Consider the following 17,767-nt stretch of genomic DNA (forward strand, 5'->3'; position numbering starts at 1 on the left):
TGTAGAGTCGGCAGTAAAACAAATTGATAGAAGGTTGAAAATTTCAGGAGCGCAGTGGTTGATGAAAAATGTTAATCAAATGCTTAAGCTTCGGTGCGCCTACCTTAACGGATTAATATCCGTTTGATGCTCAAAAGCGCAAAACCGGGATGCTCCCCTGATATCTCACATATCCATGATTTGTCTTAATTACAATAGTTCTTATAACGCTCCAACTAATTTAACCTCTTTAAAACTATAAATTTATTTAAAATAATTGCCTGTTGCTGTCGAAAGGCGCAAATTTAGTATTAAGTTATTATTTATGCAGATACTTGAATATCAGGAAAAGTTTGTGCCAGTTTCAGCATTGACCTATGCGGGCAATATCAGGAAATTTAAAATAAAAAAAGTAGATAAGTCACGCGCCCTACCTACTTAAGTAATTTTATAAAGAAGGATAAATCAATTCATATCAAGCCCAATTGATTACCCGTGATAAAAGAACCCAGCCTTGCCATTCCCTGCCCGCTCTTTCTAGAGGGGTTCCGGGTTCCTCTTAGTTATAGGTAATTAACCGGAAATGATATCATCCCTGATTCTTCATCCTTCCGCTCCGGGTTGTAATTCCTCCAGAATTGTGAATATCACATGATTCAGAGCTAAATCCCCAATAGAAACTGCCTGCTTATTAACTCTCTCACCCCCACTCATCAAACTTTCAAACGTGATACCTTTGCCAATCTCAGCGTGATACCAAGAAAGACCCATAAAAAACCTTGATGGATAAGGGCCTTTATCGACAACATCATCAGGATTTGATTCCATCGGCAACCAACCAAAACCAGGCAAATAAAACTCCATCCAGACATGATTAAAGTCCGGTTGCAACGGCACATTCTTTAATTCAGGATGGGGAGGACATTTGTAGCGCCCAACAGTGCGACAAGCAATCCCATTGAGTCGTGACAGTGCCAGTAAAACACCTAGATATTCGCCGCAGGAACCAACACCCCTTTCTAAAGCAACATCTGGGGGATCAATGTGAGGTTTAATGCCGTAGGAGAGAGCATCGTAAGTAAAGTTGCGAATTTTGTAAATTTTCCGCAGTAGATTAGTTTCAGTGCCAATTGCCTCCTTAGCAGCACTGCGGATAATATCTGTGTCCATTGCCAAGTCGTCATCATCCACCAGATATTTATTCTGCAATGGCGACAGATCCGGGAGCTTTTCGGCATCTCTGGGTGTGAGGCGATATTTGATGCTCCAGACTTCTAGTAAAGCTTTCCAACCGAATATATGCCGATCGCCTGTTTTCAAACTGTCAAATTTGAACACAGCCACGCGCTGTCCGTCCTGAATTTCCTCAGTGAAAGGCAATCCCACCCATTCAATTGTCCTTACCTTCTGCCGATGAGTTTCCGAAGGCAAAGCAATTCGCCATTCGACATCTGTTAACTCCACATTGTCGAGGGGGGAAAGTTCCTCAACATAGGACATCTCAATCAAATAGCCATTAGAGAGGGCATAGCCTTCAGCTTCGTTGTAGTGAAAATACAGCGGGTGGATAAACGTGCGATCGCGATATGCTAATTCAAAATTGGGGTCAGCGTTCGGATTATCGCGGATATATGGTTCCTCACCCGCATAAGCAACATAAAGAATATCTTGCCCAGTTTCCGGTTCAGTGTGAAAAGCCAACCCCGTCGGACGCTCAAAAGGAGTCAGTACACTGAATTTAATTTGCCCCGTAGCCCGATCTAAGCAGTAAACCGTCTGTTCAATATCATCGGAAACCCAAAGTTCCTCATCCTTAACCGTAATGTTTTCTACCCCAACCCCAGGTGCCGGAAACCGGGCAATCTGTTTACCTGTCTCCCGGCTAAAAACTAGAATATAGCCAGACTTCCGAGAAGTAATGTAAACCGTCGATTCTGCAACAGCAATACCATTAGCAGGGTAGGACAACGTAACAAATTGTTCCGGTGTCAAATCAGTTGTTGCGATCGCATTAAGTGCATCTGTACAAAAGAAAACACTATCGTCCTGTGTACACCAAAGAGTGTCTTCCCAAAGGGCCAAGCCAGTCACACCCAGAAAATCTGGCAGATGATTAGCATTTAAGATAGTTGTGTTGTCGCTCTTGGGGTCAATTTGTAGAAGATATCCGCTAAAAGCGTCAATAGCGATCAGCGCATCTTTCCGAAAAGCCATGCCATGCAAAGCGGAGGCTCCAATCGGTCTAACTGTCCGCCGCCAAGGATTCTGTTTGACTTGTAACGCTGAATTAGGAATCATCTTAAATCTCAGTGAAGATAATGTAGGAGTGGACACCAAGCCGAGTCTGAGCGATTTTGCCTCATCGGAGTTTATTTACCTCCGATGATGGATTCAAGGCCAATCTAAAATTGGTTTGACCCTAAGAAAGCAGCCCAAGTTACCATAATTGCAACCAAGACAATTCCTCTGTGCGAACCTGAGTAATATCTTATTGGTCTGTGTCAATTGGGAACTCAGGCGACCCTCAGGGCATCATACATAAATGATGACCCAGCTAATTTTGAGATGGCTTAATTGCGCCTAAATCCCTCCTAATGGGGATTCTTGTAACAAGCGTAAAGATTACAAGTCGATGTTTGAAAAGAAAAAGATATTTTCTTTAGATGGTTTGATATAATTATGGACACGCAATCAGACCGCCTTGCTGCTCCAAAGCAACATCAATCTAGCGATAGATTGTTAAACAGACCTTTCCAACGTCAGGGAGTGCAGGTTCAGCAGCCAAAACTACCTGGAGTGCTAGACTCTTCAGGTATCAAAGTAGAGAGAGTTTTTGCATCGACACCGGACACTGCGCTAGAGAAAAAATTAGGGGATTATGACAATACGCCCCGACAGGGACATAAACCACGCAGGCAACTTGGAAACAGTTTCAATTTGTTAAACGGACTCGTTGAAGCGAACATCCCACGGCTAAAGCCTTGGAAAGTGTCAACAGAAAACAATTCTATTATGGCTCAGATTAAACGCTACTCAAGCATTACAACCTTAGTTGTTTCCTTCTCGCTGGGACTGGCTCTGAACGTTCCCGCACAGGCACAACTACAATCACAATCTTCCTCGCTCAGTCGCAGCCTTCCGGATAGTTGGGGATACACGCCGCCAGAGCGTGGCAACCCTGACGGCAGAGAACAGGGTGCAACACGCGGCAACGGAGGTTGCATGGTCAATAATAGTAATAATTTTGTCGGGAATAATAGTAAGCAACTCACCGCCTTGATCCCCAAAAGATCAGGTGATGGGTCAGTGGGCGTGGGTCTGACATCAGCCGACTATCCAAGTTTCTTTTGGTATATGCCACCAACAACCGCCAAAGAGGTGGAGTTTGTGCTGAAAGAAAAAGACGAAGACGGCAAAGAGGTTTACAAAAATAGATTTGCCATCAAAGGCACTCCTGGCATTTTGAGCTTGCAACTGCCTGCTTCCGCCGATGTTCCACCCTTACGGCAGGACGAGCAATATTACTGGGAAGTGAACGTAATTTGTAATGCTAAAGACCGCGAACAAGATATAGCGGTCTGGGGGTGGATAAAGCGCGTCGCCGTAGACCCAGAGCTTAGTAATAAACTCCAGCAGGCAAGTTTACAGGAGCGCGTTGCTCTGTATGCAAAAGCTAACTTTTGGTATGAGACGCTGGAAACATTGATGGATCTACGCCGCTTGCGTCCCAACGATCGTAATTTGGAGTATGCTTGGGAAAAATTGCTCAAATCAGCAGTCTTAGACCCGGTTGCTAAAGAGCCTCTGACTCAGGGCGCACCTAGTCCGAATTAACATAAAATCGCCTCTGTAAGAAAGTTATGAGTTATGGGTTACGAGGCCAAAGGAGCTTTTAACTCTTAACTCCTAACTTTTTCCCAACTCCCGAAAGCGATCGCTCTCAAACTGGAAAACTAAATACATAACAGCTTCAACTATTTCAGAGTGCTATACCCGCCCTTCCTAACACGCATCGGCTCTTCAATTGTCAAATAACTGCCTTTTACAGATAGTATTTTCTAGCCGCAAAAGACAGCGCCACAATGGAAAGCAATACCATATCGATTTGTTGAAGCTCCCTACAGGCTAGGGTTTCACGAGCCAAAATCTCAAATGGTATTAGGGGTTTACCCCTAAATATTCAAAACTCAAAATTATCACAGAACAATTCTGTTATGGCCTGGATGAAGTCCCCTCTTGTAAGAAAATCCATAGCCTTATCTATGGAACTGGTGCTACTGACGGGTTTCTCAACGTTGTTAGGCACACTGGAGCCAAAAAGCGCCCACGCAATCCCACAGCGCTTGTTAGTTGCTGATTACGAACCTCCAGTCAACATTAGCGCACCAGGACGACGGGAAGGAGGAGGAACGCGTGGCGGGAACTGTCCCATAGCAAAAAAGCCACTAACTGCGCTTATCCCCGCTAACAACATTGGGTTTACAGTCGCTCAAAATCCAGTTTTATTATTTTATCTGCCGGCAATGCCTCCCCAAGCCAAGCCCCTGCCAGTGGAGTTTGTGCTAAGGGATGGAAACGAGAAAGAGATTTATGCAACAACTTTTATGATGCCTAGAAAGTCAGGTATTGTCAGCGTCAGCGTCCCAGTGTCAGCTGATGTACCACCCCTAGAAGTTGGAAAGAATTATCATTGGTTCTTATCGATACTGTGCAATCCGCTAGAGCGATCGCCTAATATTTTTGTAGAAGGGTGGATTCGGCGTGTGCCACTCAACGCCACGCTGAATAATAATTTAAAGCAAGCCACACTCAAGGATCGCCCGGATATTTATGCAGAATCGGGCATTTGGTTCGACGCTTTGAATACTCTAGCAGCTTTGCGCCAGTCAAACCCGAAAGATTCAGCCGTATCATCTGAATGGGCAAAACTCTTGAAGGCAGTTGGGCTGGAACACATGGCAACTGAGCCTCTAGTTCCCATTAGCCCGATACCGAGTAACAACGCGACGCTTTCCCAGCCATCGCCGAAAAATTAGTAGCCCAAGGCATTGCCACTGATGACACCACCCAGGATATTCTAAATAGCGGGGCTGAAAAGAAAATTCAATTTTTTGATTTAGAATTAAAAATCCCCCCAAACCCCTCTAAAAGTCAAAAGGTGCTCATGTAAAAGGCAAAATAATTCTTAACTTTTGCTTTTTCCCTTTTATGGAATTAGATCCCCCCAAACCCTTCGATGGAGAAGGGCAAGGGGGGATCTCTGCGTAACACATCAAAAGGAAAATAGTATTAGCTGAGTAAAACTGGGTGAAGTTGTGGAATAGATTTGTGCGTGAAGCGTTAGCGATCGCTACTACATAGTACCGTCAGTTATATCTAAACACTTAACTGGTGGCACAGGCATCCAGCCTGACACAACTTATGCCATAAAATCTCTCTGGCAAAGGTGCTAAATAATACAATTCATTTATTTTTTGCTTAAACTACCATTGCTACTGCCATAAAGCTATCAGTACATTTGAGCAACGGAGTAAGAAGCAATGAAAAGACAATTGAAATTTAGCGAGGAAAATCCAGTTGAGATGACAAAAACATGGTATTTGTACAAGTTTTTAGCGGATTAAACGTGTGGGGAAGATAGTTGCCATGCAATCAAGGTTTAAAGTGTTGTGGTGTGGAGTGTTAATTGAGGACGCGATCGCCCTTGGTGTATGCGTATCAACGCTGTTGGGGTGTGTTGCTACCAGCAGTGCGAATGCTGCGACCATAGAAGCACCAGTGCTAGATGGATTAAATTTACAAAGCGAATGGGAGACGATGCAGACGATCCCAAGCGCCGAGATGGACAAAGACCAAGATCCCGATTCATTGTTGATCCCTGATTCTTCTTTAGAGGGTTCTCAACAGAGGCTGGTGCAAGCGCCGCAGATACCACCATCTATTCAGCTTCCGCCCCAGCCCGATCCTAATCGCGATCGCTTCCCGCAACCTGTACCTACCCCAGAACCCCTGCCCCAAGAGTCACCGCCACCTGTACTGACGCCAACACCAACCCCGACACCCACTACAGCGCCCTCCTCAGACAGTCTTCAAGTTAACAAAATTCAAGTCATCGGCAGCACCATCTTTGATCAAGATGAACTGAACGCCATCACCCAAAAATTTGAGGGGCGCGTTGTCACCCTAGAAGAACTCAGAAACGTTGCCGATGCCATCACTCAGCTGTACCTAAACCAAGGCTACATTACCTCAAGAGCAATTCTTGTAGACCAAGCCGTTACCGATGGTGTCGTCCAAATTCGCGTCATCGAAGGCACCCTAGAAGAAATTAGGGTAGAAGGAACGCGCCGCTTGAATCCAAATTACATCCGTTCCAGGGTGCGCCTGGGGGCTGGTAGACCTCTCAATACAGGCAAGCTGGAAGACCAATTAAGGCTTTTGCGTATCGATCCCCTATTTAAAAACATAGAAGCCAGCCTCCGGGCTGGAAGTGGGGTTGGTCAAAGTATTCTCGTGGTGCGCGTCACCGAAGCCAACCCCTTAGAAGCCAGCTTAGGCGTTGACAACTACTCGCCTCCCAGTGTCGGTTCAGAAAGATTGGGAGTCAACCTGCGTTATCGCAACGTAACTGGGCTTGGGGATGAAATCGCTGGCTCTTATTACCATACGACGACTAGTGGCGCTGATATTTTCGACTTCAGCTATCGAATACCACTCAACGCTATGAACGGTACCCTGCAACTGAGAGCAGCACCTAATCGCAACAAAGTTACCCAACGTCCCTTTGATGTGTTTGACATTCGGGGGGAGACGGAAGTTTACGAAATTAGTTATCGACAGCCGTTAATCCGCTCACCGCGAGAAGAATTTGCCCTTTCTTTAGGCTTTACTTATCAGGATGGTCAGACGTTCACCTTTGCGGGGCCGACTCCTTTCGGATTTGGGCCAGACGAAAATGGTGTCAGCCGCACCAGCGTGGTTAAGTTTGGACAAGATTATCTACGTCGGGATGTCAGGGGTGCATGGGCGTTGCGATCGCTCTTTAGTCTGGGCACCGGATTATTCGATGCTACTGTGAATGAAGATCCGGTTCCCGATGGTCGTTTCTTGAGCTGGCTGGGCCAAATCCAGCGAGTACAAGTCCTGAATAACGATAACTTTTTAATTCTTCAGGCAGATGTCCAGCTATCGACCAGTGGTTTGTTACCCTCCCAACAATTTGTAATTGGCGGCGGTCAATCGCTGCGCGGCTACAGGCAAAATGTCCGTGCTGCTGACAATGGCGTGAGATTTTCTATTGAAGACCGGATTACCGTCCAGCGAGACGAAGCCGGAGCCGCTATCATGCAGGTTGCCCCTTTTATAGATTTGGGGTGGGTGTGGAATGTGGATGATAACCCCAACCCATTACCTGATGAAAGATTTTTAGCAGGTGTCGGCTTAGGGTTAATCTGGCAACCGATACCCAAGCTGAATATTAGGCTAGACTACGGCATTCCCTTAGTTAATATTGATGACCGAGGCGAAAATGCTCAAGATCAGGGTTTTTATTTCAGCGTTAACTATCAACTTTGATACACTTTCTCGTTCCCAGCGTCTAACTGGGAACGAGAAAGTCAATGTTTAACTCCTCGGTTGGCGTATCATAGCCATTGAGCGAATTCTTCGGTAAAGCGATCGCTTAAAATTGCTTCTCTTATTTTCTCGGTAAAGCGAATTAGTTCGGTGATGTTGTGAATTGAGAGTAAGGTGTAACCCAAGATTTCACGCGATCGCACTAAATGACACAAGTAAGCGCGGGTGAAGTTATGACAAGTGTAGCAGGGACAACTGGCATCAAGGGGTGTAAAATCTTCTCGGTACTGAGCGTTTTTCAAATTCCAACGTTCACCCCCTACCACAACAGTCCCGTGACGCGCCCAACGGGTGGGAATCACGCAGTCAAACAAATCTATACCGGATGCGATCGCTCTTGCCATTTCCCGATAAGTCCCCACACCCATCAGGTAACGCGGCTTTTCTGGTGGTAGCACTGGCGCAGTCACCTCTACAATCTGGTGGATCAGTTCCGCTGGTTCCCCCACACTCACGCCGCCAATCGCGTATCCCCGCAAATCTAACGCTGCTAACGACTCAGCCGCACGGACGCGCAAATCTAAATAGACACCACCCTGAACAATTCCAAACAAAGCTTGCTCATCTGGACGTTGGTGAGCCTTTATACAGCGCTCCAGCCAGCGGTAAGTCCGTTCTGTTGCTGCCTCCACATCTGAGCGTTCAGCTGGGTAAGGAGGACACTCATCAAATGCCATGATGACATCCGCTCCTAGAGTGTTCTGAATCTGGATTGAACGCTCCGGCGTTAGGTTAATCATCCGCCCATCGCGGGGCGACCGAAATATTACACCCTCTTCAGTAATTTTACGTAGCTGGCTTAAACTAAACACTTGGAAGCCGCCAGAATCTGTCAGCATTGGCTTCTTCCAGCCCATAAACCGATGCAGCCCCCCAGCACCCGCCACAATCCCTTCCCCTGGTTGCAGGTGGAGGTGATAGGTATTCGATAGCACCATCTGAGCGCCTGTTGCTTCTAACTGGGCGGCTGTTATACCTTTGACAGTCGCTAGAGTTCCCACAGGCATAAATTTAGGAGTTTCCACCAAACCATGAGGTGTGGAAAAAATTCCCGCCCGTGCTTTGGAATGGCTACAACGCGCCTGACATTTAAAAGAAAATCCCACTTACTTATACCAAATCGCGTTCTAACTTGTCACAATAATTTATCATTTGTCAGGCATTGGACAAATGACAAAAATGGTATCTCCGGAAAGCAAAATGGTATTAGCCAGTACCACTAGCAAAAGTTTTTAATCCTTAGTTTTTAGTTCATTGTTACGAACTAATGACTAACGACTGACAATCAAACTTATTAGTTATTAGATTGTTGCTAATAACTAATGACTAATCACTAATGGCTAACAACTACTTAGAATGAGCAATCATCGTCATCAAATTGGACATCCCACTTAGCAGACAGCACTTGCGTTACCATCGCTTCTAAGGCGGCGGCATTTATGCTAGGAGTGGCTTGCTCTAAGAGTGGGTTAGAAAGCGGTATCAAACGTAATTGACGATGGTCTTGAATCAAGTCAAAATAAGATTCCTGATCTGGGGACTGGTGCAGTTGCAGATAATCAAAACTGTAGACATTGAGATAAATTGCCTGGTTGGCAATCATCGTAGACCGTTGATCGTCAGCAAATACATCCAGCACATACCCTTCTCCCTGGCTCTGAACGTTGCCATCAAGACTATGAATGTAGCGGACGCGGCCTAAATCAGCCAGCAGTCGCCGCATATCTTGCTTATTAACGACAATGCCGAAGTCAATTATACAGGGAGCTGGTAGCTTGGGCGGAGATTGGTCGTGACTCATCATGGGAAACAGCCTTTAGTTCAAACCAGCCCGATCTTGTCTGGTCGTAGTAGATGCTTTCCTACTTGGGGAAGCAGGTAGCTAAATAATCTAACGCCATAGGCGCTATGCGCGAGATCGAACTGCTACGAGACAATCTTAGCCCAACATTTATCGTCTGCTCCTACGCTAATCTACTGAATTTGTATTCGGAAAGTAAGAAGTGTCTTTTGTATCTTTTGTGATTCAAGTTTCTTCGTTTTGGCGATCGCTACTGGGGGCGATCGCGTTCTATACTTGTATACCCCTTCCTGCGGGCTGGACATTGGAATTTCAGCGCATTGCCCGCCATGCTCCGCTAGTAGGCTTATTAATTGGGGCGCTTCTGTCGCTTTGCGATGTCTGTTGGCAACAGCTGGGCGTACCCGTACTGACTCGTTCAGCCTTAGTGGTAGTGATGGGGATTGCCATCACCGGAGGTTTACACTTAGATGGGGCAATGGATACCGCTGATGGGCTGGCAGTGCAAGATCCGTCACGGCGTTTAGAGGTGATGACGGATAGTGCGACTGGTGCCTTTGGCGCGATCGCAGCCATCGCACTGATACTTTTAAAAACAGCAGCCCTGACAGATATTGAATCTAACCGCTGGCTAGCGCTGATGGCAGTAGCGGGATGGGGTCGGTGGGGGCAAGTGGTAGCGATCGCTCGTTATCCCTATCTCAAACCTAGTGGCAAAGGTGCTTTTCATAAAGAGTTTATTCGCGCCCCCCAGGATATCTTGCTGGGATTGGTGTTACTAGTGCTTTTAAGCGGATTACAGCTAATTGTGTCACCCACTCGCCCTCTATTGGCGGTAATCATGGCAGTCGCAGGATGCCTTATCGCGCTTTTAACTGGTGCTTGGTTTCACCAGCAGCTGGGCGGACACACAGGAGATACCTACGGCGCAGTCGTAGAATGGACAGAAGCTTTGTTACTGTGCCTAATCACCACAATCTAACGATTTTAGATTTTAACCTGAAGGAGTTTGTAACTCATAAGCAACCCAAGCAATACAAAATCCTGGCATCCAAAATCGTTAGATAGGCTTCAGGCGCGTTATCTTCAGCTTAAAAGACCCGCCGCCCGTTTCTCCAAAAGCCCGAACCCGAATAATGTAGGAACCAGTCTCGCTAATTCGGGAAAACAGCACAGAATTTGTGCTGCCGTCTGGACCGTCATCGTTTTCCGCTACAGTGGAACCATCAGCAGCCATCAGCGTAACAATCGAGTCAAAGTTATCTGAGGTCAAGTCAATAGCCACCTGATCTCCAGCATTCAACTTCACCAAGTAGTCACGGGCAAAGCCTCCCTCACCAGTAGGAATATCCTTTTCTGTAAGCGTGTCGGCAACTTCGTTGTTTGTTAGTACAGGAATCGGATTATATACTTTATTTTGCGCTCTGGCTGATACAGCGCCAAGACACAGAACAAGCATTGCAGGAACAATTGGGGTGTGGTGCCATCTAATTGCTTTCATCGTTGGTCATAATGCTTCCCGCTAGACATCCATCCCTTTTCGGGGTTGGCAGGAAAGCGGGGCGGGGTGTACCGCTTCCCAAACAAAGAATGTTTTTACGTTTTAATTTATGCAGGACATCTGGACAAAAGCTCTGTCGCTTACTTTATAAGTAGTTTGGTTCGAGGGTCAGCAACCAGAAACACTTGCATAAGCTATTACTTTGTGGGTTTTACCACAAGGCTAGGGTTTTTTCCAGAGTGGTGAGGTTTGCCCAACGAGAGCTAGTTAACCAGCTTATACCTTAAAGGGGATGGGTTATTGACCAAACTCCTGTTGACTAGGGTTAAGCCCGTCCATTATAAGAGGCGGCGGTGAAACTTAGTCGTTTCCTATCCCCATTAATTTGCCTTTACGGGCAAAACGATACAGTAAACCGTTGCAGATTAAAAGTATCAATTTAGACTGGTAAACATTTTAAACGGCAGCTAGATAATATCTAAAACACTACTTATAGTGTAGTCATGGCACAATTGCATCAGGTGTGCAGATACTTCTTTGGAAGCTAGCGTAGAAAAATTAATAACTAGAGCAAGGGCGTGTTTCCTGTCAGAATCGGCACCATGAAATTAGCTAAAAAAAGAATTAAGTTGTGGCTGGTAGCACTAAAAGGAACTGGGGGCTGGGGGCTGAAAGAAAAGTCTCGCCCTACGCCTATACTCCAATCCCCAATTGGTGGTAAAAAAAGCTGGGAATTTCGGTTTTCCCTGTCTTCGCTAAATATTCAGGGAAGCAAAGCTAAAAGTTTGGCAGCTTTGTTTTTTGCCCTGATTCCCGCATCAGCAGCAGCACAGTCAATAGTTCCGGCAGTTGATGGTACCGGAACTATTGTGACACCTGAGGGGAACCGCTTCGATATCGATGGCGGCACTAGATCGAGCGATCGCGCCAATCTTTTCCACAGTTTTACCCAGTTTGGGCTTAGTCAAGACCAGATTGCCAACTTTCTCTCTAGCCCATCTATTGAGAATATTCTGGTGAGAGTAGTAGGAGGCGATCGCTCGGCAATCAACGGCTTAATTCAGGTTAGCGGCAATTCCAACCTCTTTTTAATGAACCCTGCTGGTATCATCTTTGGCGCAGGAGCCAGCTTGAATATACCAGGAAGCTTCACCGCTACCACTGCGAATGCGATTGGTTTTCCAGACGCGATGAATCCCGCCTCTATAAGATGGTTTAATGCCACCGGATCTAATAACTATGCCGCTTTGGTGGGGACTCCCCGCACCTTTGCCTTCACGACTCCTCAGACACCCGGAGCCATTGTCAATTTGGCGCAGCTAGCTGTTCAACAAAATCTTAGCCTGATTGGTGGCACCGTTGTCTCACTGGGTAGTCTGACGGCACCAGGCGATGATATCGCGATCGCATCTGTAGGAGGCGAGAGTATGGTTCGTATCTCTCAGCCGGGAAGTCCGCTAAGCTTGGAAGTTACTCCCCTCCCCGCCTCTGTTCCTCGCTCCCCCTCTGCTTCCCTCCCCCTTTTCCTACCCCAGTTGCTAACTGGTGGGGGCATCGGTAATGCTACCGAATTAACTGTTAACAGCGCTGGAGAGGTGAAACTTGTTGGTTCTGGCATCCGGGTGAATGCTGGTGATGTTGTGGTGCGGGATGTTGTGGGACAAGCAGTACAACCTGATTTTGTGCCGCCTTTAGTGAGTGGTTTTGTCAATTTGTCTGCAACTGGCAGCATTACAGTATTAGGAAAAATTGATACTTCTACCACTTTCGCTGATAATGCTGCTGGTTCGGTAACTATGTCCGCTTTTAGCGATATTAATATTCTGAATTCGCCTGGAGGCGGAATTTTTACTAATTCTGATTCGGGTGATGGTGGCGATGTTAATATTGTAAGTCAAACAGGTTCAATTAATATTGCAGGAACGATAAACTCGTCGTCAAATATTGCTGATGGCGGAGCAATTAGTCTGACGGCTCTTGACCAAAATAGTAACAATCTGCCTAATAGTATGGCAGGAAGAATTAATATTACCGGAGCGATAAACTCATCTGCAAATTTGGGCGATGGAGGCGCGATCGCGATAAAAGCTCGCAACCAAATCAATGCTGATGTTATCAACTCTAGTTCGGCTTTTGGTAATGGTGGATCGGTGTTCCTCGATCCGGTTGGGGATATCCAAGTTACCTCTATCAATGCCCAAGGCGGAACTAACGGCACGGGGGGAAATGTTGATATTACGACAGAGCAATTTTTCCGGGCTGGGGGTAGTTTTTTAGACCAAAATGGTGTGTTAGCAAGTATTTCTAATGCCGGAGGTGTTGGGGGAGGTGCGATCGCTATCCGGCACGGCGGCGGTTCCAGGTTAGTTCCCTTTTTAGTGGGAAATCCCGCCGCTAACGGCACATTGGGGGCAGTTACTAATGGGCAATCCCCAATTACTACCTTTCAATCTTTTCCAGGTAGGGGTGGGCAAGGAAATATTCAATTTGTTACCCCTACTCCAAATCAAACACTAAACCAAACAGAATTGGTTGGTGACAACGATGAAGAGGAAAAATTACAACTACCGCAGAATGTTCCAAACATTGAAATTGATGCCCTAGTCACTGAAAGAGAAGACAACTATACTCGCGAATTTGCCGAATATTTGGGAATAAAAGATGTTCCTACTCGTGTCAATTCTCTACTAGATACCCGTCAAACTCTAGAGAGAGTTGAAAGAGAAACAGGCGTAAGGGCAGCGATTATTTATATTTCTTTTGCTACCCCAGATATTCCACCCGAAGGGGAGATAGAGAAAGGGGAAGAAAAGGGGGATTTGCTTGTCATCAATTCCCAATCATCAACACAAAATTCGAGTGATGAGCTTGAAGTGGTGCTGGTAACAGCACAGGGAACACCAATTCGCAAGCAGCTTTCTGGAATTACGCGATCGCAAGTTATCAAAGCCGCCGATCAATTTCGCAGCGAAGTTATCAAAATCAAACGAACTCCCACCTACCTTTCCTCAGCCCAACAACTCTATAAATGGATCATCGCCCCCCTGCAAGCCGACTTGCAAGCTAGAGGCATTCAGAATATTGTCTTCGTGCCAGACACCGGGTTGCGATCTATTCCCTTGGCTGCCCTGCATGATGGTGAACAGTTTCTGGTGGAGCAATACAGCGTCAGCTTGATGCCCAGTCTCAGCCTCAGCAACACCGAACACCGCGACATAGCAAACGCGCAAGTCTTGGCAATGGGGGCATCAAAATTTACTGACCAAAAGCCACTTCCCGCTGTACCAGTAGAATTATTGGCCATTACGCCTCAGCTGTGGCCTGGTAAATCCTTCCTCAACACCGGCTTCACTCTGAAAAATCTCAACACCCAGCGCCGCCTACAACCTTATAGAATCGTTCACTTAGCAACCCATGCGGAATTTCAGCCAGGTAATCCTAGCAACTCATACATCCAATTGTGGGACAGTAAGCTGTCGTTGAACCAGCTGCCGCAGGTGGGCTGGAATGACCCTCCGGTAGATTTGCTGGTACTAAGTGCCTGCCGCACAGCGTTAGGTGATGAACAGGCAGAGATGGGCTTTGCTGGGTTGGCGGTGCAAGCTGGGGTGAAGTCGGCACTAGCAAGCTTGTGGTATGTGTCAGATCAGGGAAGCTTGGGACTAATGGCCCAGTTTTACGAAGAATTGAGAAAAGCTCCCGTGAAGGCGGAGGCGCTAAGACAGGCGCAAATAGCAATGATCAAGGGGCAAATACGCATCCAAAATGGTAAATTGCTTACTCCTGATGGTGAGATACCGTTAACGCCGGAACTAGCCAAGTTGGGAAATCAAAGTTTGTCTGATCCTTATTATTGGGCAGCTTTCACGATGATTGGAAATCCTTGGTAAACAAAAAGGCAAAAAAATAAAAAATCGAATAATTTTTTATTTTTTAACACAAGAAATTGTTCTCAACTTGTATTCCTCCAATCAATAAAAAGTTAGGCAGTATGCCACAGGTAATGGCAGCCAATTTTTTGGGAGAAGTTTATCAATTAAACCTTTAATAAAAGGTGAAATTACTTATTGTCAAAATTTTTAACAAATTATCTGCCACAGTTGCGGCATAAAAATATTAGCTTATATTGTGTATCCGACCATTTTTAACAGAATGTTAAACGCCATAATCGGGACAAGTTGGCATATAAATCCCAGAGATTTCAAAAGCTTAACCATATCTGGCTATCATTATATGTTTACCACTACCAGGATAAAGGCTTTCATCTCCGCAGATGGCAGGGTTGGGCAAGGCCTGTCCGGGTGAAGAACTAAAAGCAAAGGCAAGAGGCGATCGCTTCCGATAAAATTTGCTTCTAACCATCCAAAACCAGGAAGATGTAAGCTAGATCGTGTTAAGATCCATGTCAATTCTGAAAACTGTGTTGGAAAGGTAAATTTAAATATGGAAGCAGCACTGCTATTGGCAAAACTGCCTGAAGCTTACTCCTTCTTTGATCCGTTGGTAGACGTTCTCCCGATCATCCCCGTGTTCTTCTTATTGCTTGCTTTCGTTTGGCAAGCTGCTGTAGGGTTCCGTTAAACCCCAAATTCCCCTTTATAAAAATAAAGGATGTAGGGCGCAGCTCTACATCCTTTATTTTTGTTTAACCGCCCATCCCCATTGCCTTGCCAAAAGCGGGACGCTCTGAAAGACGCTTGATATAGTCCACAACGGCTGGATATTCGCTCAAGTCCAGCTTTAGCATTATTGGGATGTAAGCCAAAATTGACCCAACTGCTACATCGGCTACACTGAATTCGTCTCCCATTAAGAACGGTTGCCGCTCTAAGATGTCATTGAGCGGTTGCATCAACTTGGGCATCTCCTGTTCCCGGCTGGCTTCCACAAAAATTCCTGGCCCTAGTGTGGCATTGCTAAACATCGCCCACTGAGTAATTTTTGCTTTTTCTTCTAGGGAAGATGGCATCTTGCCGTACTTTTCGGCTAAATACAGCAGAATTGCCCCCGACTCCCAAAGCTGAAAATCCCCATCCACAATCGCCGGGACTTTCCCCATAGGATTAATCGCGAGATAATCTGGTTGTCGATGAGCGCCTGCTTGCATATCCAGCATGACAAATTCATAAGGAATGCCAAGTTCTTCCAGATACCACTTGACAATTGACGCGCGACTAAACGCTCCTCCGTAGAGCTTCAACATGATAGTTAAACCTTAAAGAACTTTGTGAGTATGGGAGTGTTGTTTTACGTTGTCTTCCTTGCGGACAACGCGCTGAGCATTCAGTACCCGCTTGCGTTCTATGGAATAGTTAAAGTCGGTGCGGGTTGTTCCTACAGGGATATGAGACTGGGCTTCTGGGTGGGTTTTATAAGTGCGGGCAGATGCGATCGCGCGAAAAGCAAACTCATCACTAAACTGCGCCTCTTCTGGAAAATCAGCGGGCTGGGTGAGTGTATTATCCTCTGTGAGGACAGCGCCCATCGTGGTAGCGATCGCCATCTGGTATGAGGTGGGAATTCCTTTGAGAATCGCTTCTAGGGCGGCTGAGGGGATGGGTTCAATTACTTTGACTTCACGAACTTCGCCATCTTCCTTGTAGAAGCAAGTGGCTAAGCCAAGCAGCAGGTAGTCATCTTCGCATAGATCCGGGGCGTTGGGATAGAAAGTTGCAGTTGTCATAAAGTTGTTTTCCTTAAAGATTCAAAACACCAACACAGCTTGATCATCGCTTGCATTCTACCAGATGGGGTTAGAGGGGAAGAGGATAGGCAAGGGATATATGTACCACAGAACCAATTCCCAGTCACCTCCTCCCCAATCCCTCTATATGCCAATCGCTTAAGCTTCACATAATAAACGGTTTCTCTGGACAGATAAAAAGCGATCGCTTTGTTTGTCTGTAGAGGTTTCAGTAATGCTGTGGATTGGGGCTGTAGGTATTTAAAGGACATCCAAGCCTAATTGGATTGTCTGGGTGTCAATCGACCGCTTGCCAGACGCTTTACTTAAGTGACACAGAAGCAAGGCAGCGACTTAAAGCAAGGCGATAAAGTGATTCCAGATAAGTCCAAGATACCTTTGAAAATGATATGAACGTTCGCGCAATCCACTGTCAAGACCAAGCAAGACACCAACACAGTTATCCGATCTCATCGACTGGCGCAACTCCAAGACGTTTACTTCGAGTCAAATCTGTATCAGTCGGACACGCGATAGAGTCGGATGGTTCGCTGCGCTCTCAGGCAAAGGAAAAAGCACAACAAGGCGATTACGAGAGTGCGCTCGCTATCCTGACAACTTTAATTGAGCGCAACCCCATGAGTGCAGCCCAATACAATAACCGAGGGCTAATTTATTTTCAGAGCGGTCAAAAGGAAAAAGCGATCGCTGATTACAACAGAGCTTTGGAACTAGATCCCTACCTGGACAGCGCCTACAACAATCGCGCCAACTACTACGCTTCGGTGGGACAGATGGCAGAAGCGATCGCTGACTATGAGATGACCCTGGATCTCAACCCCGGCAATGTTCGCGCTTGGATTAACCAAGGTATCACCTTTCGGGATTTGGGATTGTACGACTTGGCGCTAGAGAATTTTGACCTAGTAATGGGACTAGGACAGCTGGAAGGTAACATTTATGCAGAACGCGGTCGCACCTACGAACTGAGGGGTGACTGGAACTGCGCGATCGCGGACTACCAGAAGGCTCTGGCGTTGCTTTCCCGATCCGGTGCAGCTGGACGCTTGCGCCTGGTCGTCGAAACTTGGATGATACAGTTGCTGAAACCTGCGATCGCCTGAAGAACAATTAAAAATTAAAAAATAAAAATTAAAAATTAGGCATT

General features: G+C 46.2%; 13 protein-coding genes and 1 pseudogene. 8 read left to right on the forward strand and 6 right to left on the reverse strand.

Translation table 11 applies throughout. The features are described 5' to 3' along the window. A pseudogene (locus H6F63_RS12655) lies at positions 1 to 127 on the forward strand (ISKra4 family transposase); the annotation flags it as partial. 455 nt (positions 128 to 582) lie between these two features. On the opposite strand, the gene H6F63_RS12660 reads toward H6F63_RS12655, so the two are convergent. Continuing rightward, on the reverse strand, positions 583 to 2,277 hold the full coding sequence (locus H6F63_RS12660) for a transglutaminase domain-containing protein (protein WP_190637841.1): 1,695 nt from the start codon (positions 2,275 to 2,277) through the stop codon (positions 583 to 585). Positions 2,278 to 2,658: 381 nt separating this feature from the next. On the opposite strand from H6F63_RS12660, the gene H6F63_RS12665 reads away from it, so the two are divergent. From H6F63_RS12665 to H6F63_RS12675, 3 genes are all read left to right on the forward strand, one after another. Further along, the gene (locus tag H6F63_RS12665; protein WP_190637843.1) at positions 2,659 to 3,813 is read left to right on the forward strand and encodes a DUF928 domain-containing protein; all 1,155 of its coding nucleotides are present in this window, start codon (positions 2,659 to 2,661) and stop codon (positions 3,811 to 3,813) included. 428 nt (positions 3,814 to 4,241) lie between these two features. Further along, positions 4,242 to 5,015 carry a DUF928 domain-containing protein gene (locus tag H6F63_RS12670; protein WP_190637845.1) on the forward strand — a complete coding sequence of 258 codons (774 nt, stop codon included), beginning with the start codon at positions 4,242 to 4,244 and terminating at the stop codon, positions 5,013 to 5,015. A 610-nt stretch (positions 5,016 to 5,625) separates the two neighbouring features. Beyond that, complete coding sequence (locus tag H6F63_RS12675; protein ID WP_242019720.1) at positions 5,626 to 7,554, forward strand: ShlB/FhaC/HecB family hemolysin secretion/activation protein; 1,929 nt, start codon at positions 5,626 to 5,628, stop codon at positions 7,552 to 7,554. A gap of 68 nt (positions 7,555 to 7,622) precedes the next feature. Here H6F63_RS12675 and tgt read toward each other — a convergent pair whose 3' ends face one another. Together tgt and H6F63_RS12685 are read right to left on the reverse strand one after the other, a co-directional pair. Next, positions 7,623 to 8,720, reverse strand: coding sequence for a tRNA guanosine(34) transglycosylase Tgt (gene tgt / locus H6F63_RS12680; protein WP_190637846.1), 1,098 nt, complete (start codon positions 8,718 to 8,720; stop codon positions 7,623 to 7,625). A gap of 245 nt (positions 8,721 to 8,965) precedes the next feature. Then, the gene (locus H6F63_RS12685) at positions 8,966 to 9,415 is read right to left on the reverse strand and encodes a hypothetical protein (protein ID WP_190637921.1); all 450 of its coding nucleotides are present in this window, start codon (positions 9,413 to 9,415) and stop codon (positions 8,966 to 8,968) included. A gap of 202 nt (positions 9,416 to 9,617) precedes the next feature. Between H6F63_RS12685 and cobS the strand changes: the two genes are divergently transcribed. Further along, a complete protein-coding gene (gene cobS / locus H6F63_RS12690) occupies positions 9,618 to 10,397 on the forward strand; it encodes an adenosylcobinamide-GDP ribazoletransferase (protein WP_347276790.1) in 780 nt (259 codons plus the stop codon). A 78-nt stretch (positions 10,398 to 10,475) separates the two neighbouring features. On the opposite strand, the gene H6F63_RS12695 is transcribed toward cobS, so the two are convergent. Continuing rightward, positions 10,476 to 10,874, reverse strand: coding sequence for a PPC domain-containing protein (locus H6F63_RS12695; protein WP_347276793.1), 399 nt, complete (start codon positions 10,872 to 10,874; stop codon positions 10,476 to 10,478). A gap of 620 nt (positions 10,875 to 11,494) precedes the next feature. On the opposite strand from H6F63_RS12695, the gene H6F63_RS12700 reads away from it, so the two are divergent. Both H6F63_RS12700 and H6F63_RS12705 read left to right on the forward strand, forming a co-directional pair. Continuing rightward, positions 11,495 to 14,806, forward strand: a complete 3,312-nt coding sequence (locus H6F63_RS12700) for a CHAT domain-containing protein (protein WP_199297985.1) — start codon at positions 11,495 to 11,497, stop codon at positions 14,804 to 14,806. Between the two features lie 553 nt (positions 14,807 to 15,359). Further along, positions 15,360 to 15,497, forward strand: coding sequence for a photosystem II reaction center protein K (locus H6F63_RS12705; protein WP_190421686.1), 138 nt, complete (start codon positions 15,360 to 15,362; stop codon positions 15,495 to 15,497). A gap of 64 nt (positions 15,498 to 15,561) precedes the next feature. On the opposite strand, the gene H6F63_RS12710 is transcribed toward H6F63_RS12705, so the two are convergent. Continuing rightward, positions 15,562 to 16,119: a glutathione S-transferase family protein gene (locus H6F63_RS12710; protein WP_190637850.1), complete on the reverse strand. Its 558-nt coding sequence runs from the start codon at positions 16,117 to 16,119 to the stop codon at positions 15,562 to 15,564. 12 nt (positions 16,120 to 16,131) lie between these two features. After that, the gene (locus H6F63_RS12715) at positions 16,132 to 16,599 is read right to left on the reverse strand and encodes a hypothetical protein (RefSeq protein ID WP_190421690.1); all 468 of its coding nucleotides are present in this window, start codon (positions 16,597 to 16,599) and stop codon (positions 16,132 to 16,134) included. A gap of 410 nt (positions 16,600 to 17,009) precedes the next feature. Between H6F63_RS12715 and H6F63_RS12720 the strand changes: the two genes are divergently transcribed. Then, positions 17,010 to 17,723 carry a tetratricopeptide repeat protein gene (locus H6F63_RS12720; protein WP_190637852.1) on the forward strand — a complete coding sequence of 238 codons (714 nt, stop codon included), beginning with the start codon at positions 17,010 to 17,012 and terminating at the stop codon, positions 17,721 to 17,723. The last annotated feature ends 44 nt before the right edge of the window (positions 17,724 to 17,767 follow it).

The organism is Trichocoleus sp. FACHB-40 (assembly GCF_014695915.1).
GTDB lineage: Bacteria > Cyanobacteriota > Cyanobacteriia > Cyanobacteriales > FACHB-T130 > Funiculus > Funiculus sociatus.